Source organism: Natrinema sp. H-ect1 (assembly GCF_041821105.1).
Taxonomy (GTDB): domain Archaea; phylum Halobacteriota; class Halobacteria; order Halobacteriales; family Natrialbaceae; genus Natrinema; species Natrinema thermotolerans.
This window is the reverse complement of sequence record NZ_JBGUBA010000015.1, coordinates 17,914-36,047: the sequence shown is the minus strand read 5'-3', so window position 1 is coordinate 36,047 and position 18,134 is coordinate 17,914. Positions and strand designations below refer to the sequence as shown.

The 18,134-nt window shown below is 67.5% G+C and carries 20 protein-coding genes; 5 read left to right on the top strand and 15 right to left on the bottom strand.

Annotated elements, in window-relative coordinates:
• Positions 1-167: 167 nt before the first annotated feature.
• The 3 genes from ACERIM_RS18230 to ACERIM_RS18220 all read right to left on the bottom strand — a co-directional run bounded on the left by ACERIM_RS18230 (position 168) and on the right by ACERIM_RS18220 (position 2,736).
• Positions 168-1,367 (bottom strand): redox-regulated ATPase YchF, encoded by a 1,200-nt coding sequence (locus ACERIM_RS18230; RefSeq protein WP_373633703.1) that lies wholly within the window; start codon positions 1,365-1,367, stop codon positions 168-170.
• Between the two features lie 98 nt (positions 1,368-1,465).
• The gene (locus ACERIM_RS18225; protein WP_373633702.1) at positions 1,466-2,440 is read right to left on the bottom strand and encodes an ArsA family ATPase; all 975 of its coding nucleotides are present in this window, start codon (positions 2,438-2,440) and stop codon (positions 1,466-1,468) included.
• A complete protein-coding gene (locus tag ACERIM_RS18220; RefSeq protein ID WP_006179832.1) occupies positions 2,440-2,736 on the bottom strand; it encodes a hypothetical protein in 297 nt (98 codons plus the stop codon). The genes ACERIM_RS18225 and ACERIM_RS18220 overlap by 1 nt, the downstream gene beginning before the upstream one ends.
• Positions 2,737-2,811: 75 nt before the next feature.
• Between ACERIM_RS18220 and ACERIM_RS18215 the strand changes: the two genes are divergently transcribed.
• Entirely contained in the window at positions 2,812-4,038 is a 1,227-nt protein-coding gene (locus tag ACERIM_RS18215) for a GTP-binding protein (protein ID WP_373633701.1), read from the top strand.
• A 12-nt stretch (positions 4,039-4,050) separates the two neighbouring features.
• Here the strand turns inward: ACERIM_RS18215 and ACERIM_RS18210 are convergent, their stop codons facing one another.
• Positions 4,051-4,254: a hypothetical protein gene (locus ACERIM_RS18210; RefSeq protein ID WP_006179830.1), complete on the bottom strand. Its 204-nt coding sequence runs from the start codon at positions 4,252-4,254 to the stop codon at positions 4,051-4,053.
• 98 nt (positions 4,255-4,352) lie between these two features.
• Positions 4,353-4,673, bottom strand: coding sequence for a hypothetical protein (locus ACERIM_RS18205; RefSeq protein ID WP_373633700.1), 321 nt, complete (start codon positions 4,671-4,673; stop codon positions 4,353-4,355).
• Between the two features lie 108 nt (positions 4,674-4,781).
• On the opposite strand from ACERIM_RS18205, the gene ACERIM_RS18200 reads away from it, so the two are divergent.
• Positions 4,782-5,006: a hypothetical protein gene (locus ACERIM_RS18200; protein WP_006179828.1), complete on the top strand. Its 225-nt coding sequence runs from the start codon at positions 4,782-4,784 to the stop codon at positions 5,004-5,006.
• A 37-nt stretch (positions 5,007-5,043) separates the two neighbouring features.
• Here the strand turns inward: ACERIM_RS18200 and ACERIM_RS18195 are convergent, their stop codons facing one another.
• The gene (locus tag ACERIM_RS18195; RefSeq protein ID WP_006179827.1) at positions 5,044-5,268 is read right to left on the bottom strand and encodes a hypothetical protein; all 225 of its coding nucleotides are present in this window, start codon (positions 5,266-5,268) and stop codon (positions 5,044-5,046) included.
• A gap of 198 nt (positions 5,269-5,466) precedes the next feature.
• Here ACERIM_RS18195 and ACERIM_RS18190 point away from each other — a divergent pair, with 198 nt between their 5' ends.
• Positions 5,467-6,075 carry a hypothetical protein gene (locus ACERIM_RS18190; RefSeq protein ID WP_373633699.1) on the top strand — a complete coding sequence of 203 codons (609 nt, stop codon included), beginning with the start codon at positions 5,467-5,469 and terminating at the stop codon, positions 6,073-6,075.
• Positions 6,076-6,292: 217 nt separating this feature from the next.
• Here ACERIM_RS18190 and ACERIM_RS18185 read toward each other — a convergent pair whose 3' ends face one another.
• Complete coding sequence (locus ACERIM_RS18185) at positions 6,293-8,143, bottom strand: carbon starvation protein A (protein WP_006649541.1); 1,851 nt, start codon at positions 8,141-8,143, stop codon at positions 6,293-6,295.
• 214 nt (positions 8,144-8,357) lie between these two features.
• The gene (locus ACERIM_RS18180) at positions 8,358-9,428 is read right to left on the bottom strand and encodes an alanine--glyoxylate aminotransferase family protein (RefSeq protein WP_373633698.1); all 1,071 of its coding nucleotides are present in this window, start codon (positions 9,426-9,428) and stop codon (positions 8,358-8,360) included.
• Between the two features lie 148 nt (positions 9,429-9,576).
• Here ACERIM_RS18180 and ACERIM_RS18175 point away from each other — a divergent pair, with 148 nt between their 5' ends.
• On the top strand, positions 9,577-10,215 hold the full coding sequence (locus ACERIM_RS18175) for a class I SAM-dependent methyltransferase (RefSeq protein WP_373633697.1): 639 nt from the start codon (positions 9,577-9,579) through the stop codon (positions 10,213-10,215).
• A 17-nt stretch (positions 10,216-10,232) separates the two neighbouring features.
• Here ACERIM_RS18175 and ACERIM_RS18170 read toward each other — a convergent pair whose 3' ends face one another.
• The gene (locus ACERIM_RS18170; protein WP_373633696.1) at positions 10,233-11,009 is read right to left on the bottom strand and encodes an NAD(P)H-hydrate dehydratase; all 777 of its coding nucleotides are present in this window, start codon (positions 11,007-11,009) and stop codon (positions 10,233-10,235) included.
• A gap of 106 nt (positions 11,010-11,115) precedes the next feature.
• Here ACERIM_RS18170 and ACERIM_RS18165 point away from each other — a divergent pair, with 106 nt between their 5' ends.
• The gene (locus ACERIM_RS18165) at positions 11,116-11,736 is read left to right on the top strand and encodes a phosphoribosyltransferase (RefSeq protein ID WP_373633695.1); all 621 of its coding nucleotides are present in this window, start codon (positions 11,116-11,118) and stop codon (positions 11,734-11,736) included.
• 139 nt (positions 11,737-11,875) lie between these two features.
• On the opposite strand, the gene gdhB is transcribed toward ACERIM_RS18165, so the two are convergent.
• From gdhB to ACERIM_RS18135, 6 genes are all read right to left on the bottom strand, one after another.
• Positions 11,876-13,198: a glutamate dehydrogenase GdhB gene (gdhB, locus tag ACERIM_RS18160; protein WP_373633694.1), complete on the bottom strand. Its 1,323-nt coding sequence runs from the start codon at positions 13,196-13,198 to the stop codon at positions 11,876-11,878.
• A 2-nt stretch (positions 13,199-13,200) separates the two neighbouring features.
• The gene (locus ACERIM_RS18155; protein WP_006179819.1) at positions 13,201-13,347 is read right to left on the bottom strand and encodes a rubrerythrin-like domain-containing protein; all 147 of its coding nucleotides are present in this window, start codon (positions 13,345-13,347) and stop codon (positions 13,201-13,203) included.
• Positions 13,348-13,459: 112 nt separating this feature from the next.
• Complete coding sequence (locus tag ACERIM_RS18150) at positions 13,460-16,417, bottom strand: bacterio-opsin activator domain-containing protein (RefSeq protein WP_373633693.1); 2,958 nt, start codon at positions 16,415-16,417, stop codon at positions 13,460-13,462.
• Positions 16,418-16,613: 196 nt separating this feature from the next.
• Complete coding sequence (locus ACERIM_RS18145) at positions 16,614-16,787, bottom strand: hypothetical protein (protein ID WP_006179817.1); 174 nt, start codon at positions 16,785-16,787, stop codon at positions 16,614-16,616.
• 242 nt (positions 16,788-17,029) lie between these two features.
• On the bottom strand, positions 17,030-17,431 hold the full coding sequence (msrB, locus tag ACERIM_RS18140) for a peptide-methionine (R)-S-oxide reductase MsrB (RefSeq protein ID WP_373633692.1): 402 nt from the start codon (positions 17,429-17,431) through the stop codon (positions 17,030-17,032).
• A 66-nt stretch (positions 17,432-17,497) separates the two neighbouring features.
• A complete protein-coding gene (locus ACERIM_RS18135; protein ID WP_006179815.1) occupies positions 17,498-17,659 on the bottom strand; it encodes a hypothetical protein in 162 nt (53 codons plus the stop codon).
• Positions 17,660-18,134: the final 475 nt, after the last annotated feature.

The window sequence follows — 18,134 nt, the reverse complement described above, 5'->3', positions numbered from 1 at the left end:
TACTTCGACGGACCGCAGCGTTGGCCGGGTCGGTCGTCGGCAGGAAGTGCGTGACAGCTCTGCTGTCGTCCGTAGTCGCCCCGAACGGGGACGCATGCTGGGCTCTTCCGGTCAGGCCGGGCCGGCGACGTGCGGAAGGTCCCGCAGGAGTCGCCAACTGCGGTCGGTCAGTTCGTCGTGATGACTTCGATCACGTCCCGGGACTCGACCTCGTAGTCCTTGCCCAGTTGACGGTTCGTCCGACAGTCGATCGCGTGCAGGAACCCGTCGCCGATGTCCGAGTGGAGGCTGTAGGCGAAGTCCTCCGCGGTCGAGTTCGGCGGGATCAGATAACAGTCGGGCAACACCTCGCCGCGTTCGTTGCCCAGCCCGTTCGCGCCGCCGGGGAACACCGGCGTCACGCCCAGCACGTCGAAGAGCGCGGTCTCGAGTGCCGCCTGGACGCCCGTCGCGCCGAACTCGTCGAGGAAGTCCCGGATCTGCTCGAGTCCCTGTTCCTGGTCGCCGGAGACGTCGCCCGTAATGTCGAAGTCGTCGTCGCCGGGCCGGTAGTCGACGACGCCGGCCTTGTCGGCCGATTTCAGCGCCTTCTCGGCGTGGGCACTACAGGGCACGATCGTCAGGTGATCGTAGTCCGGATCGTTCGCGATCGCCTCGTAGTTCTCCTGTGCCTCGGGCGTGTCCATCTTGTTCGCCGCGATGACCATCGGCTTGGTCTCCTTACGGATCTCGCGGGCCAGCTCGAGTTTGTCCTCGTCGTCCCACGCCTCGGGCTCGAAGCCGACATCGACCCGCCGGATCAGGCGCTTGATCTCGTCGTCGGTGGTCTTGAACGCGCTCATCTGCTCGGCGAGTTCCTCCTCGATGGCGTCGTCCTCGGTCGTGTATCCCGATTCGTAGCGTTCGATCCCCTTCTCGAGGACGTCGAGATACCATTGATCGAGTTCCACCTCGAGGAAGTCGATGTCGTCACGGGGGTCGTGGCCCTCGGTTGGTTCACCTTCGGCGTCGGTTTGTCCGGAGAAGTCGACGACGTGGACGAGGACGTCGGTCTCGTTCAGGTCGGAGAGGAACTGATTGCCCAGCCCGTTGCCCTCGTGTGCGCCGGGGATGAGCCCGGCGACGTCGACGAGCTTCGTGGGGACGAACCGCGTCCCGTGGTCGCAGTAGCCGATGTTAGGCGTACACTCCTCGTCGAATTCGGGGGCCGCACAGTCGACGCGGACGTAGGCCTCGCCGACGCTGGGGTCGATCGTCGTGAACGGGTAGGCCCCCTCGGGCACGTCGTTCATCGTCGCGGCGTTGAAGAAAGAGGACTTGCCGACGGACGGTTTGCCGACCAGTCCGATTCGGTAACTCGTACTCATTATCCGTCCGTGGCGCGGCCAGCGTAAACGGGTTTCCCTCCGTCGCTGGGGTGGTATGTATGGGCGTATCAGATTCGCGCAGTCGACTCGAGCGGGGGCTAGACGTGCGTCGGCGGCTCGACCGCGGTCGCGATATCGAGTTCGGCGGCGACGTCGTCGAGTAGGTCGCCTTTGACCTCCGAACTTCGCCAGCCGATTTCGGCGACCAGCGGCGGCTCGAACTCGGACCGAATGGTCTCGAGGCGTTCCTCCTCCGTCGCGACCCGCTCGCGGAGGTAGCGTGCGCCCCGGCCGTTCTCGTCGGGGTCCGGCGACGGCGTGAGCTTGTTGGCGACGAGTCCACGGACGGCGAGGTCCTTTTCGCGGATGTCGGCGATCGAGCGGCGGGTTTCGTTGACCGACAGTTCGTCGGGGTTGAGGACGAGGAAGAACGCGGCGTCGTCGTGCAGCGCCGACCCGGCGAACTCGAAGAAGGACTTGCGCTCCTCGAGTCGCGCTAGAACGGGGTCGCCCTCCATCACGCGGCGGGGTTCGTTGTTGCCGACGGCGGCCTTCTCGAAGAGGTCGATGCTGGTCCGGCGCTTGTACATCAGCCGGTCGATCCAGTCCTCGAGCAGGTCCGGCAGCCCGAGCAGGCGGAGCGTGCTGCCCGAGGGCGCGGTGTCGAAGACGACCCGGTCGTAGTCGTCGGCGGTGCGCATCACCTCGATGAACCGGTCGAACAGCGCTGACTCGTAGGCCCCCGGCGTCCCGTGAGCCATCTCGAGCTGGCGGTTGATCTCGTTGACCATCGAGGCCGACACCTGCTCGGAGAGGTCCTGCCGAATCTCGTCTAAGTGCCGGGTGACCTCGTCCTCGGGGTCGATCTGCATGGCCTCGAGTCGATCGACCCCCTCGACCGGTCGCGGCGAGTCCCCGAACGGCTGGTCGAAGACGTCCGTGACGGAGTGGGCGGGGTCGGTCGAGACGACGAGGGTTCGGTGGCCGTCGCGGGCGCACCTGAGCCCGTAGGCACACGACACCGTCGTTTTGCCGACGCCGCCCTTGCCGCCGAAGAAGACGAACGGTTCCATCAGAAGTGGTACTGCTGACCCTTTCGTTCGAGGTACGTGCCGCGGTCCCACAGCCGGCGCTCCCAGGCCTCGAACTCGTCCTCGAGATAGGGTAGCAGTTCGGCGGTGTAGTAGGAGACCGGCGACGGGATGCCGAAGGCGTCCGGGAAACACGCCAGGATGAACGCGTCCTCGGCGTCCTCGGCTTCCTTCTCGATCTTCTCGTAGGCTGGGTGCGAGATCATCCCGTGATAGAGCCCCCGGAGCCACTCCTCGAGCGTCTCGCGAAACGCGTCGATCCGGTCGGCCAGGTCCATGCCTGTATCTGTGTATCGAACGCTAAAAACCCTCGTGGCTCGCTTTCAAGACGTTCCGGCGTCTGTTATCCGGCTATGAGAACGGACACGGACGACGGACGTCCCGTCACGATCCTCTCGGGCAGTCTCGGGGCGGGGAAGACGACGCTTTTGAACCATCTGCTGTCGAACGCCGGCGACCGGTCGCTTGCAGTGTTGGTCAACGACATGGGCGAGGTCAACGTCGACGCCGATCTCGTCGCCGAAGGATCGGAACTCGAACTCGACGACGGCGTCGCGGAACTCTCGAACGGCTGTATCTGTTGTGAACTGCAGGACGACCTCGAGACCGCCGTGGTCAGGCTGGCCCGCGATCGCTCGTTCGATCACCTGATCGTCGAGTCGTCGGGGATCTCCGAGCCCGCACCCGTCGCACGGTTGTTCACGACCGAATCCCGGGTCGCGGCGCTGTACGACGTCGACACGCTCGTGACCGTCCTCGACACGCCGGCGTTCCTCGAGGCCTTCGCGGGCGCGGACGCTCCCGAGCGCCGGGGCGAAGAAGACGACCGACCCCTTTCTGACCTGCTCGTCGAGCAGGTCGAGGTCTCGAACCTCGTGTTGCTCAACAAGGCCGATCGCTGTAGCGAGGCGGAACTCGAGGAGGCCGAAGAACTCGTCGGTGCGCTCCAGCCCGACGCGGAGACGATCCGCACGGAGTTTGCGGCGGTCGATCCCGACCGACTGCTCGGTGCCGGCCTGTTCGACCCGGATCGGGTGACCGACCTGCCGGGCTGGAAGCGCGCACTCGAGTCGACCGATGGCGAGGGCACCGACCACGAGGGCGACGGCCGTCACGACGACCACCACGGCCATCACCACCCCGACGAAGTCTACGGCGTCTCCTCGTTCGTCTACCGGGCCCGGCGGCCGTTTCACCCCGAGCGGTTCGCCGCCGTCCTCCGCGAACTGCCGCGGTCGATCGTCCGCTCGAAGGGGACCGCGTGGCTCGCCGACAACGAGATGCGGGTCTCGATCGCGGGGGCCGGCCCCTCGGTCCGGGCCACCGCACAGGGTCCCTGGATCGCCAGCCTGCCCGCGGTCGAGCGCGACATGTACCGGTCGAATCGTCCCGATCTCGAGTGGCACGACGAACACGGCGACCGGCGGACGGAACTGGTGTTCATCGGCACCGACTACGACGAGGCGGCGCTGCGGAAGGGCCTCGAGGACGCGCTGGTCACCGACGCGGAGTGGGAGGGCGCCCTCGAGGGGCCGTTCCCCGACGAGCAGGGGGCGGCCGTCGTCGTCCGTGAGCCGTGACCGGGCCCCGTCTCAACACGCACAGTCGCGACCGGTCGCGCGCTCGAAGCGCATCTCCGAACCGCAGTCCGGGCAGACCGGCTCCCCCTCGAGGTCGACATCCCTGATGCGGACGGCGCAGTCGTCACACCAGTAGGCTCCCGTGGAGCCGTCGTCGGGCCGCTCTTTCGGCGCGGGCGAGCTGAGGGCCGTTTTGACCGAGTCGATGAGTCCCATACGGGGTCGTTCGGTCGGCGGCCACTAATATCGTGCGACCGTGTGTCACAGACGCACGACCCGGATCGGGGTACGCTACCGATCCGGGGCGATCCGTCTCAGCCGACCACGAGCGGCACGGACAGCGCGACGAGCAGCGCTCCGAGGATCGGAATGAGATAGAACACCCGCCGTGCGCGGACCGCGGCCGCCACCTCGCAGTCGAGTTCGGGCCGGGCGGTCCAGATCTGCCGGTAGAAGGCGCCGGCGGCGGTGACGACGAACACTGCCGCCGAAAGCCAGATCGCCGCCTCGAGGGACAGGCCCAGCGCCTGTCCGTACAGCGGCCCGAACGACAGCAGGGCCATGAACGCGAGTCCGACCACGACGCCGAACGGGACCGGATCGACGGGCGTGCCGTCGCGATTACGGAGTTGCATACCCGCCGTTCGGACTCGAGCGGCAAAGAGCTAGACCGTGCGGTTTCCGGCCCGTCCGACGCGGTCCCGCCGGCGAAGCTATAAGTGGCGGTGCCGCCGTCTCCCTGTATGAACGACGAGGACTCCGACCGCGAGGGGTTCGAGGCCGGCGTATCATCCTCGCAGGGCGACCCGCGGGTCCTGCTCGTGATGAACGCCGTCCTCTCGACGCTGTTCGGTTGGACGGTCGTCTGGGGACTGTCCTTTCTGGACGTCCTCGAGTTCAGTCCCATCAATGTCGCCACGGCGGCGATACTGCTGTTCGCGCTGACGTATCTCGTGACGATGTCCTGACCGTCGGCCCGTTCGCTCGCGGAGCCGGCGGGGCTGGTCAGCGGCCGTAAATGAGCCGGTGGCCGAGATCGTCGATCCGATCGGTCACGCGGCCGATCCACGCGCCCGGCGAGACGCGCCGGAGTGTCTCGTCGTCGACCTCGATCGCGTCCTCGCCGAACGGGTCGCGAGCGTCGTCCCCGTCGTCCTCGTCGCTCGAGGCGACGTCGACGACCGTCGACATCGAACACCGGCCACAGGCTTCGGTCCGTTTGCTCCCCATGGTAACCTCTTACACGAAGAAACAGCTCCGGCGGCTAAAGCCTACCGCTCGAGCGCCGCAGCGCCGGCTCGCCGTCCACCGACGGGTATTTGATATTCCGAGCGCAACGAGTGGTATGCGAAACCCCGTCACGGACTCGACCGGAACCGTGCCGACGCCGGATCGCGACCGAACCAGCCTGCGGCCCGTCGCCGCGCGATGAGCGACGAGCGGGCACCGGCGGAACTGCCGGCCGAAATCCGCGAGGCGGTCCCCGACTGGGAGGACGAGTACCTCGACCGGGTGTCCGACCGACTGCTGTACAACTACGACCTCGAGAAGGACCACCGGGCCGGCGGCGAGCGCTGGAACCTCTACGGGAAGCTGCGGGTCCGCAGCCAGAAACAGTTCTTCCACCCGGCGCTGTCCTACGCCGACCACGAGGCCGAGGAGTATCTCTTTGCCCGTCGGGAGTCCCGTCCGACGGTCGCGGAACTCGAGCGACTCGTCGATCTGGGCCACGACCTCGCGGACGAGCGGGTCGTCCCCGACGAGGAACACTTCGGGACGGACTTCTCGTTCGTCCTCGTCGCGGACGAACTCTCCGACGACGTCCGCGCGTTCGTTGGGGACTTTCGCGATCGGACTCTCCTGAAGTTCGGCTATCACGGCCACTACGAGGTGAACCTCGTCGTCGTGGTCCCCGAGAAGGAGGACCACGTCGCCAGCGAGGCCGCCGACGTGGCCGAGGCGTTTACCCTCTGGGACGACGTGACGACGCCCGACGAGGGCTTTCTCTCGCGGTTCGCGAAGCGGTTCTGGCAGTAACCGGCGGGCCCGTTTTCGCTCGGATGGAAACGTCGACGACACGAGATCAGTCGCCGCCGTCCGCGACGATTTCGGAGCGATCGTTCGAACCCACAGTCGGCGGTGCGGGTCGCCGACGGATGTGCGTGTCGCAGACGGCTGGGGGTCTCGAGTGACTCAAGGCGCGGTACTGTCGGTCCACGAGACACGGCGAAAGAACGGATCGGCGAGGACGACGTCAGTCGTCGCCGGGTTCGGCGGCGGGCGTCTCGGGGCCGCGACGGACGCGGCTGATGTTCCGGTAGCCCAGCCTGACGAGCGCGAGCGCGAGGCCGATGAGAACGAGGCCGAGCGCCATCTGCACGACCGCGGAGAGTTGCTCGCTGAGGGTTCCTGCACCGCCCTCGATCAGGTTCAGGTAGAGGTTCTCGTAGAACACCAGAATCGAGAGCCCGAGGACGGTGATCGTGACCATGACGGCCATCGGGACGCCGGTCGAGACGAGCTGTTTGCTGTCGTCCCAGTTGGCCAGCCAGACGGTCGCGGTCAGCAGGGCAAGCGCGGCCAGCAGCTGGTTCGCACCGCCGAACAGCTGCCAGAGAACGACCCACTGCCCGGAGATAACCAGCAGGTACGCCGGGACGGCCTGGACGATCGGGTTGGTGTACCGGCCGCGAACGAACGATCGCGGGTCCGCGTTCAGCCCCGTGTCGGTCCGTCCGGCGGGCGTGCCGACGATCTCTTCCATCATGTACCGGCCGAGGCGGACGGCCGTGTCGGTCGAGGTCAGCAGGAAGCTACAGAGGACCAGCGCCATGAACACGGCGCCGGCGGTCTCGGGGACGCCGAAACTCGTGAGGATGACGCCGCCGCCCGAGGCGAAGTTCGGCAGAGCGGCACCGATGCCGCCGCCGACGTCGGGCGCGCCCCACACGGCAAGCGTCGAGAGCGCGACCGCGGCAAGCAGGCCCTCACCGAGCATGCCGCCGTAGCCGATCAGGCGGGCGTCGGTCTCCTTGTCGAGCTGTTTGGCCGTGGTCCCCGAGGAGACCAGCGAGTGGAACCCGCTGATCGTCCCACAGGCGATCGTTATAAAAAGCAGCGGGAACAGCGGCGCGTAGCCGGCCGCTTCCGCGCCCCAGAACCCTTCGAACGCGGCGATCGAGCTGTCGATGACGAGGTCCTGATTGGCCGTCCCGAAGAACGTGCCGACGATGATCGCGAGGGTCGCACCACCGACGCCGGCGTACAGCAGGAACGACGACAGGTAGTCACGCGGCTGGAGCAACACCCACACCGGAAGCGCGCTCGCGACCGCCGCGTAGACCAGAATTATCGGCACCCAGCCGGCGGTGTTGCCGCCGCCGATTCCCTCCAGCGCCGCGGCACCGGGCACCCAGCTCCCGTCACCGCCGAACAGCACGATGGTGCCCGAGGGATAGTCGCCGGCAAAGAGCGCGAGCGGGTACTCGAGGCCGACCCAGACGGCCGCGAAGACCCCGGCGACGAACAGTATCGTCCCCGGGATGAACGGGCCGTTGAACTGGTAGAGGTAGACGCCGAAGGCGAGCGCCAACCCGATGTACAGCAGCGACGCCGTCACGACCTGTGGATAGGCGTTGAAGACGATCCCGACGACCAGCGCGAAGACGGCGACGACGAGGATGATCGTCAGGAACGCGAACCACAGCAGCATGTTCTTCCCGCTCTCGCCGACGTACTCCCCGATCATGTAGCCGATCGACTTCCCTTCGTGGCGCAGACTGCCCGACAGCGAGACGAAGTCGTGGACGGCGCCCATCAGTGGGTTCCCGATGGCGATCCACAGTAGCGCGGGCACCCAGCCCCAGATCGCCCCGGCCGTGATCGGTCCCACGATCGGTGCCCCACCGGCGATACTCGAGTAGTGATGTCCCAACAGAACCGGTTTCTTCGACGGGACGTACTCCTGTCCGTCCTCGTACTTGTGTGCCGGTGTCTCCGCGTCTTCGTCGAGTTCGACGAAACGCGTCAAATATCGGGAATAACCCACGTACCCCACAGTGAACGTTACCAGCACTGCCGCGATGATCCATATGACCTGTGTCATGGTACCTCTAGACAAATACAGTGTGATGTATGATCTTAATTGTTGTTTGTTTACGTCCCGATATACTCCGCATCTGTAACCTTATACAGCATATATTGCTGGTGATATTGTCGGAGTCATGGACAAATATCGAAGTGGAACGTTGATACGCGAGGTCAGTAACGGATCGTCCCGTAACGCAGCCTCGTACCGACAGGTAACGGGCCCGACCGCGTCACTCCTCGAGGACGGCCTCGAGCGCGTCCATCGTTCGCTCGACCCGGTCGACCCGGGCGTTGTGTCCCATGTGGCCGACCCGGAGGACGTCGGCGGCGAGGTCGCCGAGCCCAGTCGCGAGGACGACACCGTGGTCGTCGGCCAGCGTCCGCTGCAGTTCCTCGGCCCGACCCGGGACCTCGAGTGCGGTCACCGTCGGCGACGACTGTGCGCCGTCGGGGTAGACCGACAGCCCAAGGTCGGCGGCCCGCTCGCGACACCGCCGTGCGGCCCGCTCGTGGCGCTCGAAGACGGTCTCGAGTCCCTCCTCGAGCAGTAGGTCGATCGCAGCGCCGAGTCCGTAGAGGTTCGCGGACAGGTGCGTGTAGGGGAACCACTCCTCGTCGGCGGCGTCGCGCCAGGGCTCGAGATCGGTGTAGAAGCCGCGGGTCTCGAACGATTCGATCTTCGCCCAGGCGCGGTCGCTGACCGAGGCGACGGTCAGGCCCGGCGGCGCGCTGAAACACTTCTGGGAGGCCCCGAGACAAACGTCGATCCGGTCGGTCGGCACGGCCGTCCCGCCGAGCGAGGAGACGGCGTCGACGACGCTGATGACGCCGTGGTCTTCGAGGAGATCGAGGACCGGCTCGAGGTCGTTCAGGACGCCGGTCGGCGTCTCGCAGTGGACCATCGTCGCGACGTCGAACGAGCCGTCCGTGAGGTGAGACTCGACGGCCGCGAGGTCGATCGGGTCGCGCCACGGGGAGTCACAGACGACCGCCTCGCCGTCGTAGCTCTCGACGAAGTCCGCAAAGCCCTCGCCGTAGGGGCCGTTGGCGATACACAGCACCCGGTCGCCGGGTTCGACCAGCGAGGCGACCGCGGCCTCGAGGCCGAGGATGCCCTCGCCGCCGAGGATCACGATGTCGTCGTCGCCGTAGATCGCCCCGAGGTCGTCGGTCAGCTTTCGATAGAAGTCGAAGAATTCGGGTTCGACGTCGGGGTTGGGCGTCGGTTCGGCCATCCGGTCGCGGACGGCGGCCGGCACCGCGGTCGGCCCCGGCGTCATGCGGAGTCGGTCGTCGCTCATACGGGGACTACCGGCGTGTTCGGTCATAAACCGCTCGAGAGTAGGCCGGAACACCCCCGGAGTCTCGAGCGGGCGGGAAAACGGGTATCAGTCGGGCCCTCGTCGGTTGGACCGAGTCACAATGGGAAGCGGTCTCTCTTCGCGCACAATGGGTGAACGGCGAATCGACCACCCCTGCTTTGCGGCCCTCTATGACCGGTGTATGCCGGACCGACTGCTGGTCGGCCCTCACCGTGAGTATCTCGCGGCCGATCTCTCGGGACGGGTCCTCGACCTCGGCGCGGGGACGGGCGCGATGATCCCCTACGTCGCCGCGGGCGGCGACGACGACCTCGAGTATCACGCCGTCGAACCGGACCCGAACATGCGCCGTCGGGCGGCGTCGACGGCCGACCGGTCGGCCCTGCGGACCCAGCTCCGGGACGACCGCGCGGAGTCGCTGCCGTACGTCGACGACGCGTTCGGGACCGTGATCTCGAGTCTGGTCTTCTGTACGATCGGTGACCCCGACCGAGCGTTGGACGAGGTCGCCCGCGTGCTGGAGCCGGGTGGGGAACTGCGCTTTCTCGAACACGTCCGCAACGACGGCTGGCGCGCGCGGGTACAGGACCGACTGAACCCCATCTGGGAGCGGGCTGCGGGCGGCTGTCAGCTGAACCGCGAGACCGTCGAGCGGTTCGTCGGCCACGACGCGTTCGACGTCCTCGAGATCGAACGCACCCGGGTCGGCGTCCTTCCGGCGACGCCGATCGTACGGGGCCGGCTCCGAAGACGGCGGGAGTCCTGATCGAGCGGCACTCGCGGCTACCGGATCGCCTTGGGGATGCGCTCGATGACGTCGGTCGCGACGACGCCGGGGCCGTACTCCGCGGTCGCTAATTCGCCGGTCTTGCCGAGGATCCACGCGCCCAACTCGGCGGCCTCCCGGCGGTCGGTCCCCTGCCCGAGCAGCGAGGCCGTGATTCCGGCCATCGTATCCCCCGTCCCGGCGACGGTCATAGCCGACGTACCGGTCTCGTTTTCGATCCGGTCGCCCTCGGCGACGATCTCGTCGACCCCGCCCGTGAGTGTGACGACCGCACCGGTCTCCTCGGAAAAGGCCTCGAGCGAGCCGTAGGCCTCGTAGATCGGGTCGTCCTCGGAGCCACTGGGCGTCAGGATCACGTTCGAGAGGTCGGCCTCGAGGGCGGGTTCGATCGCCAGCGCATCGACGACGGTCGGCGTCTCGATGCGGTCGACCGCTTCGCATACCGCGTCGGGATCGGCGTCGACGAGGCCGGGGCCGATCACGACGGCGTCGGCCCACTCGGCCACCTCGAGCGTCCGTTCGATCGCGTCGTCGGCGAACGACTCGTGGCCGTGGTGATCGACGAGCAGGTTCGGTGAGTGGCCCGCGACGACCTCGTAGATCGGTTCGGGGACGAACGCCCGGACGTGGTCGGAGCCGGTCCGCAGCGCCGCACGCCCGGCCAGCGCGGGCTGGTTCGGATACGCGACGCTGCTGCCGACGATACCGACGCGGCCGTTGTCCCGTCCAGTGTCGTCGCTGACGTTCGAGAGCGTTTGCTGGAGGCGACCCATATCTTACGTCCCGAGCGGTCCCGTGTAGCCGTTCGGCAGGCGAGTTCCGGTTTGTGGCCAGCACCGACGGCGGAAGCTAATATGGATCGCCGTCGTAGCTCGAGCCATGTTCGAGGACAGAACCGACGCCGGCGACCGCCTCGCCGCAGCGCTCGTGGATCGTGGCCTCGACGTCGACGTCGTCCTCGGGATTCCCCGCGGTGCCTTGCCCGTCGCGCGGCCGGTCGCCGACACGCTCGCGGCCGACATCGACGTGGTCGTCGCCCGTAAATTGGGTGCGCCGGAAAACCCCGAGGTGGCCCTGGGTGCCGTCGCCAGCGACGGTAGCGTCTGGTACAACGACGGCCTGCTCGAGCGGCTCGATCCCGACGAAGAATACCTCGAGGAGATCCGCACCGAGGAGGCCGCAAACGCCCGCGAGAAGGCCGACCGCTACCGCGAGGGTGACGGGCTGCCGGAGCTGGCGGGAAAACGCGTGCTGGTCGTCGACGACGGCGTCGCGACCGGCGCGACCGCGACCGCCTGCCTCCGACAGGTCCGCGAGGCCGGCCCGGAGTGGGTCGGGCTCGCCGTCCCCGTCGGCTCCCCGCGCGCGATCGACGACCTCGAGCGGGAGGCCGACGAGATCATCGCGCTGGAGACGCCGGCCGATTTCCGCGCCGTCGGCCAGTACTACCGGACGTTCGGCCAGGTCAGCGACGAGGAGGCACTCGCGTACCTCGAGTGAGACGGCCAACCAGCGATCGATCGGAACGCGGATCGCCCGATCCAAACGGACTCCGAGCCACGCGGAAACGATAGAGGGCCGAAATCACGGGGCGACGGGTCTCGAGATGCGGCGACAGTGGGCCGTTTCTACGGTCGTGTTACGGCCACAGGCCGCGCGCCTCGTGGGCCTCGGCGACCCGCTCGAGCGCGACGGCGTAGGCGGCATCACGCCACGAGACGTCCGCCCGTTCGACCTCGTCTTTCAGGGCGGTCCAGGCCCGGACCATCTCGGACTCGAGTTCCTCGTTGACCCGCTCGAGCGCCCACGCGCGGCGGTTGATGTCTTGGAGCCACTCGAAGTAAGAGACGGTGACGCCGCCCGCGTTCGCGAGGATGTCCGGGATTACGTGGATCCCGCGTTCCTCGAGGATGGTGTCGGCCGCGAACGTCGTCGGGCCGTTGGCACCTTCGACGACGATGTCGGCCGCGATCGAATCGGCGTTGTCGGCGGTGATGACGTTGCCGATCGCGGCTGGGACCAGAACGTCGACGTCTAGCTCGAGCAATTCTTCGTTCGAGAGCCGGCGCGGACTGTCGTCCTCGGTGAGGCCGGCCGCGAACCGGGTGACGGCTTCGGGCTCCTCGTCGTGGGAGGGGATCGCCGCGACGTCGATCCCGTCCGGGTCGTAGACCCCGCCGTTGACGTCGCTGACGGCGACGACGGTTGCGCCCCAGTCGGCGAGCAGGCGGGCGGCGTTGGCACCGACGCTGCCGAAGCCCTGAACGGCGACGGTCGTCTCGGAGAGGGGGTAGTCGTAGTACTCGCAGGTCTCCCGAGTGACGATGGCGACGCTTCGGCCTGGCGCTTCCTCGCGGCCGTAGCTGCCGCCGATGACGGGCGGTTTGCCGGTGACGACGCCGGGGATGGTCTCGCCTTCCTGCATACTGTAGGCGTCCATCAGCCACGCCATCGTCTGCGGATCAGTCCCCATGTCCGGCGCGGGGATGTCCGTCTTCGGCCCGATCACGTCGCGCAGTTCCTGTGCAAACCGCCGCGTGAGCCGTTCGGTCTCGTCGTCGCTCAGGCGCTTGGGGTCGACGACGATCCCGCCTTTCGCGCCGCCGAAGGGCAGATCCATCACCGCACACTTCCAGGTCATCCACATCGAGAGCCCGACACACTCGTCGCGGGTCACGTCGGGATGATAGCGCAGCCCGCCCTTGAATGGGCCGCGAACGCTGTCGTGTTTGGCCCGGTAGCCGGTGAAGACCTCGACCGATCCGTCGTCGCGCTCGAGGGGTACCGTTACCTCGTGGACCGACGCGGGGTGGCGAAGCCGCTCGAGGGCCGCGTCGTCGACGTCCAGTCGGGCGGCGGCACGATCGAGTTGCCGGCGTGCCGTCTCGAGGGCGGTTTCCGGGTCGGACGATTCAGCCGTTGCTTCCCGGTTCGACGGCGAAGAACGCTTTTGTGATGACATCGTTACTCGATCGGTGTGCGCCGGTTTCGCATTTCGGCCCCGCACTCGGGACAGGCGTCCGGCGCGGCAGCGCGGACGACAGTACCGCATTCGAAACACTCGTAGGTCGATTCCGTCTCGGGGTCGAGTTCGGCGTCTTTGTGTTGCATGTGAGAGATGACGAGCGCGGCTGATCGTGCGTTCGTCGCACTTAGGAATAATAGGGATATTAGGATGAACCTATTCGTCAGATAGCTAGCGTCGGCGGTTGGAGGGGGTTCACTATTCAACCCCTCGAGACGGGTTTGCCGGCAGTCCGATCTCGTCGAACACGATCGCGAAGAGTTTCCGCTGGACGGTCCGCACGTGCCGGTAAAACGCTGCGGGCGAGATGTCGAGCGTCTCGGCGATCGATTCGCCGGACTGCGAGCGGGGCGACTCGAAGTAGCCGCCGTAGTACGCGAGCCGAACGACCTCGAGTTGGCGGTCGGTGAGTCGGTCGCGGAGGCTCGCGTGGAAGTCACGCGGCGTCGTCCGTTCGACGGATCGTTTCGACCGGAGTTCGACCTCGGAGAACACCGTCGAGACGACGTCGGCACCGCCCCGCGCGTCGACGGAACTGGGGACGTCCACGACGACCCGCGTGTCGGTGGGGGTCGCCTCCACGCCGCGCAGCAGGACCCCGTGGTCCGCGAGTTGCAGTGCGAGAACCGGTCGCGAGAGATCCAGCAGGACCGCCCCGCCGGCGTCCTCGTCGGAGCCGTCGTCATCGGCGCCGTCACGGCCGATGACCCGCGCCCCCTCGACGGTGACGAGGTCCGTGGCCGCGGCGGCGACGGCGTCGGGCGATGCGCCCTCGACCGTTGCGACGACGGTCGCACCGTCCTCGCGGTGGCGAACGCCGCCGTCGAACGAGACGGTGCAATCGGTCCGTCGGGCGAGGCGGGTAAAGAGGACCGTCTCGTCGCCGACCGCGAACTCGAGGCGCGTACTCGAGTCCGAGAGGAGCGCGCGCTTGCGCTCGACGGCGGCGATCGCGGCGGCGATCGTCTCCCCGAGTTCGGCGAGGACGGTCCGGACCATCTCGTCGAACGCGTCGGGCCGATCGGCGTAGACGGTCAGGACGCCGTACGTGAAGTCGTCGTATGACAGCGGGACGCTCACGGCGGACTGGAACTCACAGGCGAGCGCTTCCGACCGCCACGGTTCCTCGCGGAGCCCGTCGGCGACGTTCGAGGCGGTGGTCACCGCCCGGTCGGCCGCGGTCCTAACCGCGGGTTCGGTGCCCTCGGTCAGCGAGAGCGACACGCTGTCGAGATACGCCCGGCCCTCGGTCGCACCGCCGTCGGCGCGGACCGCGAGCCGATCGTCGCCGGTATCGGCCGCCCCGATCCAGGCGAACGAAAACCGATCCGCGGTCGTGAGCCGGTCGCAGACGGCGCGTTCGATCTCGTCGCGGGTTTCGGCCCCGACCAGCGCCTGATCGAGGTCCCTGATGATCTCGTTGATCCCGTTGAGCCGAGTGAGTTGACGGTTGCGTCGCTCGAGTTCGCGATCGCGGTCGCGCAGCGTCCGCTCGCGCCCGACGCGGTCGAGCGCGGCCTCGGTGGTCGCGGCCAGCAGGTCCGTCAACTCGCGGGCGACGTCGTCGAAGGCATCCGGTTCGCTCGAACCCGCGACGAAGACGCCGTGGTCCCCGAGGGGAACGGACGCGACGCTTCGCAGTTCCGTCCCCGGGTTCGAGAGCAACGGCGACTCGTGGACGTCCGCGAAGAACCGGCTCTCGCCGTCGACGAAGACGCGACCGGGAACGCTGTCGTCCGTCGCCCGGTGGTCCCGGACCGGCCCGTGTAACCGCTCCATGGCCGGCGAGGACGCGGCCGGCCGCAGGACGTTCTCGTCCGTGTCGAACAGGTACGCGGCGCTGGCCTCGAGGTCGAGGACGTCCGCCGCGTCGTCGACGACGATATCGGCGATCTCGCGGTCCGTCTCGGCGTACAGCAGCTCGCGGGTAGTTCGATGCAACGCCGTCAGCGCCTCCTCGCGGCGTTTCCGCGTCGTCACGTCGCGGCAACTGTAGAGGGTCGTCCCGCCCTGAATCGAGACTTCCCGGACGTTGACCAGCAGGGTGTGTTCCCGGCCCGCCCTATCAGTGGCAGTACACTCGATGTTGGTCAGGACGCCGGCCGCCTCGAGTTCGTCGCGGTCGAAGAGGTCCGGCCCGAGCAGTTCGTCGATGGTCCCCATCTCGTGGATCTCGTCGTCGGAGTAGCCGAAGACGAAGTGGACGTTCGGACAGACGTAGGTGAACGCCCCGTCGTCGTCGGTGATGAGGACCGTGTCGGTCATGTTGTTGAGCGTTACGCGGTGCAGCTGCTCGGACTCGCGTAACTCCCGCTCGAGGCGGGCGCGCTCGGTGACGTCGTCCGCCCGCGCGAACAGCGAGACGACGGTCCCGGACTCGTCGCGGATCGGGCGGACGGTCACCTCGAACGTTCGACGCCGATCGGAATCGTCGGTCTCCGCCGCGGCGTCGCTCCCGTCTCGAGCGGTCGCACCGTCGGCGCGGACACACGTCAGCTCTCGGTGTGTGATCTCCCCGCTCGCGGCCGCGTCGATCGCGTCCCGGAGGACCGCTTCCCCGTCGACGGTCGACTCCCACCACGGGAGTTCCGCGAAGGAGCGGCCCCGGACGTCGGTCGCGGTCGCGTCGATCGCCTCGAGTGCGGGCTCGTTGGCCCGCCGCACGGTCCCGTCCGGCGCGAGCAGCCAGCCGTACGCGTCCGGGTCGTCGAAGACGGCGTCGAACGCTCGAGCGCGATCCCGCCGCCACCGGCGGTCGTCGGCGGCCGACAACGCCCGTTCGATCGCCGACCGGAGGTCCTCGGCCGGCCCGTCGGCGGTGTCGTCGAGGGGGACGTACGCCGAGACGTCCGCGGCGATCGCCGCGCTGGCGATCGACTCGTCGCCGTCGATCGGTGCGAGGACGACCGGCAGGTCGGGCTCGCGTTCCCTGACCGCCTCGAGGAGGGCGAGCCCGCTCCGATCCGGGAGCGACTGGACGGTCAACAGACAGTCGACGGACGTCGTTTCGAGGCGCTCGAGCGCCGCCGTGGCGGTCGACACCGCGGTCGCGTCGAGCGCGTCGTCGTCGAGGACGCTCGCCAGCGGCTCGGGTCTCGCTTCGGTGGGTGCGACGACGAGGAGTCGAGCGCCATCGAGCGGCCGTTCGGAAGCCATCGTTCCCGATACGACCTCCGGCCGATAGAACCCATCGGTCCGGTCGCGCTCGCTGGAATCGACACGCATTCGCCGCTCGAGTCCCGCCGGATAACGTCCGTGTCGCCGTTACCGTCGACGATCCGTACGGCGCGTCGCGAGGGCGAGAGCGGTCGCTGGCGAAGCCCGCGACGGCGTGAGAAAACTCCCGAGCGGCCTACCGGTGGTCTTCGACGGCGACGGCCGCCGACTCGGCCATCGCGATCCAGGCGTCGTCTCGAGCGATGTCGGCGACGACGAGATGCGGCCGACCGTCGATCTCGTCGACCGCGCCGACGACGTCGCTCGCCCTGTCCGCCTCTCGTCCGACCGGTGTCGCTTCGGGCGTCATGGTCGACCGTTCCGCCACCTGAAGTATGAATGTTCCGGAAGGAGATCGATTGGTGGTTGAATATTGGACATAATGGGCCAGTTTCGTTTAGATACTGGCCCTATTTGCCGCTCGGGTTGAATCTCGGAACTCGGCGGTCGCTCCCTGTCGGCCGCGCAGTCGCTACCGCCGCAGCCCGTCCGAACGACGGCCGGTGGCCCGTCCATGTGCAGTCGCCGGCGAAGCCCCCTCGAGTCGGGCCATCACTCGTCGTCGAAATCCAGCGCGACGGAGTTGATGCAGTATCGCTTGCCGGTCGGTTCGGGGCCGTCGTCGAAGACGTGACCCAGGTGACCGCCGCAGTTCGCACACACCACTTCCGTCCGTCGCATCCCGTGGCTCGTATCGAGGCGGGTTTCGACCCGGTCGCTGTCGGTATCGTAGAAGCTGGGCCAGCCACAGCCGGACTCGAACTTCGTCTCGGAGTCGAACAGTTCGGCACCGCAGCCAGCACAGGCGTAGGTGCCGTCTTCCTTGTGGTCGACGTACTCGCCGCTGAACGCCGGCTCGGTTCCCGCTTCCCGGAGGATTCGGTACTCCTCGTCGCTCAGTCGGTCGCGCCAGTCCTCGTCGGCCGACGGGGTTTCCGCTGGTTCGTTGCTCATACCCGCAGTAGGGGCGAGCCGTTGAAGAGTCTGTTCGTGGCCGGCCCGACGCTCGTCGGGTGAAACTCAGCGGGTGGTGATGACGTCCGTACTCTCACAGTCCGGACACTGGGTCATCCGGCCCAGTTTCGGGACCTCGATCCGCCGCCAGTCGTCGTCTCCGCCGGGTGCTTCGAAGCCACAGTTGCGACACCGTGACCGTCCGCGCGTCGCTTGATCCTGTGCCATGAGCTACTCTATGTCATGACCATACATAGGTATTTGTTCACATTCGGATATCTCTCACCGGTTCCGACGGGTCGAGCGGCCGATCGCGACGACCGGCCGCGACCGCGTCTGACAGGGGAACGCGTGGACGAGTTCGGAGATCGGCTCGACGGATCGGCCGCCGTCCTCGAGCGCCCGTCGACGGGCGAGCCGCGGGCCGGCGGGCCGCCCGATTCAGCGCTCGAGTCGTCGGTTCGGCAGTCCGGGACGCCGGATCTCCGTGGGAGCCGTCCACGAACAGTAATAAAAGCGTTGTCGAAACTATCAAACAGCCAATTAAACGTCTCGATGAGAGCATGAGCAGTCGCTGACGTCGCTCACAGTGGTCGGCTCGTCGGACATCGGTGGGGCGAGGATCGCCGAGATGCTGGGGCCGAGCGGTTCGGTCCAGCACGCACGACCGTCCAATCGTGTTAAGAGGGCCAATCCCGTACGT

What these genes read in the sequence shown, in the direction of transcription:
- ACERIM_RS18230 (WP_373633703.1), bottom strand. Translation starts at nt 1,367, where the DNA reads ATGAGTACGAGTTACCGAATCGGACTGGTCGGCAAACCGTCCGTCGGC.
- ACERIM_RS18205 (WP_373633700.1), bottom strand. Translation starts at nt 4,673, where the DNA reads ATGCAACTCCGTAATCGCGACGGCACGCCCGTCGATCCGGTCCCGTTC.
- gdhB (WP_373633694.1), bottom strand. Translation starts at nt 13,198, where the DNA reads ATGTCATCACAAAAGCGTTCTTCGCCGTCGAACCGGGAAGCAACGGCT.
- msrB (WP_373633692.1), bottom strand. Translation starts at nt 17,431, where the DNA reads ATGAGCAACGAACCAGCGGAAACCCCGTCGGCCGACGAGGACTGGCGC.
- ACERIM_RS18150 (WP_373633693.1), bottom strand. Translation starts at nt 16,417, where the DNA reads ATGGCTTCCGAACGGCCGCTCGATGGCGCTCGACTCCTCGTCGTCGCA.
- ACERIM_RS18170 (WP_373633696.1), bottom strand. Translation starts at nt 11,009, where the DNA reads ATGGGTCGCCTCCAGCAAACGCTCTCGAACGTCAGCGACGACACTGGA.
- ACERIM_RS18225 (WP_373633702.1), bottom strand. Translation starts at nt 2,440, where the DNA reads ATGGAACCGTTCGTCTTCTTCGGCGGCAAGGGCGGCGTCGGCAAAACG.
- ACERIM_RS18195 (WP_006179827.1), bottom strand. Translation starts at nt 5,268, where the DNA reads ATGGGGAGCAAACGGACCGAAGCCTGTGGCCGGTGTTCGATGTCGACG.
- ACERIM_RS18185 (WP_006649541.1), bottom strand. Translation starts at nt 8,143, where the DNA reads ATGACACAGGTCATATGGATCATCGCGGCAGTGCTGGTAACGTTCACT.
- ACERIM_RS18180 (WP_373633698.1), bottom strand. Translation starts at nt 9,428, where the DNA reads ATGAGCGACGACCGACTCCGCATGACGCCGGGGCCGACCGCGGTGCCG.
- ACERIM_RS18155 (WP_006179819.1), bottom strand. Translation starts at nt 13,347, where the DNA reads ATGCAACACAAAGACGCCGAACTCGACCCCGAGACGGAATCGACCTAC.
- ACERIM_RS18215 (WP_373633701.1), top strand. Translation starts at nt 2,812, where the DNA reads ATGAGAACGGACACGGACGACGGACGTCCCGTCACGATCCTCTCGGGC.
- ACERIM_RS18175 (WP_373633697.1), top strand. Translation starts at nt 9,577, where the DNA reads ATGGGTGAACGGCGAATCGACCACCCCTGCTTTGCGGCCCTCTATGAC.
- ACERIM_RS18190 (WP_373633699.1), top strand. Translation starts at nt 5,467, where the DNA reads ATGAGCGACGAGCGGGCACCGGCGGAACTGCCGGCCGAAATCCGCGAG.
- ACERIM_RS18135 (WP_006179815.1), bottom strand. Translation starts at nt 17,659, where the DNA reads ATGGCACAGGATCAAGCGACGCGCGGACGGTCACGGTGTCGCAACTGT.
- ACERIM_RS18145 (WP_006179817.1), bottom strand. Translation starts at nt 16,787, where the DNA reads ATGACGCCCGAAGCGACACCGGTCGGACGAGAGGCGGACAGGGCGAGC.
- ACERIM_RS18165 (WP_373633695.1), top strand. Translation starts at nt 11,116, where the DNA reads ATGTTCGAGGACAGAACCGACGCCGGCGACCGCCTCGCCGCAGCGCTC.
- ACERIM_RS18210 (WP_006179830.1), bottom strand. Translation starts at nt 4,254, where the DNA reads ATGGGACTCATCGACTCGGTCAAAACGGCCCTCAGCTCGCCCGCGCCG.
- ACERIM_RS18200 (WP_006179828.1), top strand. Translation starts at nt 4,782, where the DNA reads ATGAACGACGAGGACTCCGACCGCGAGGGGTTCGAGGCCGGCGTATCA.
- ACERIM_RS18220 (WP_006179832.1), bottom strand. Translation starts at nt 2,736, where the DNA reads ATGGACCTGGCCGACCGGATCGACGCGTTTCGCGAGACGCTCGAGGAG.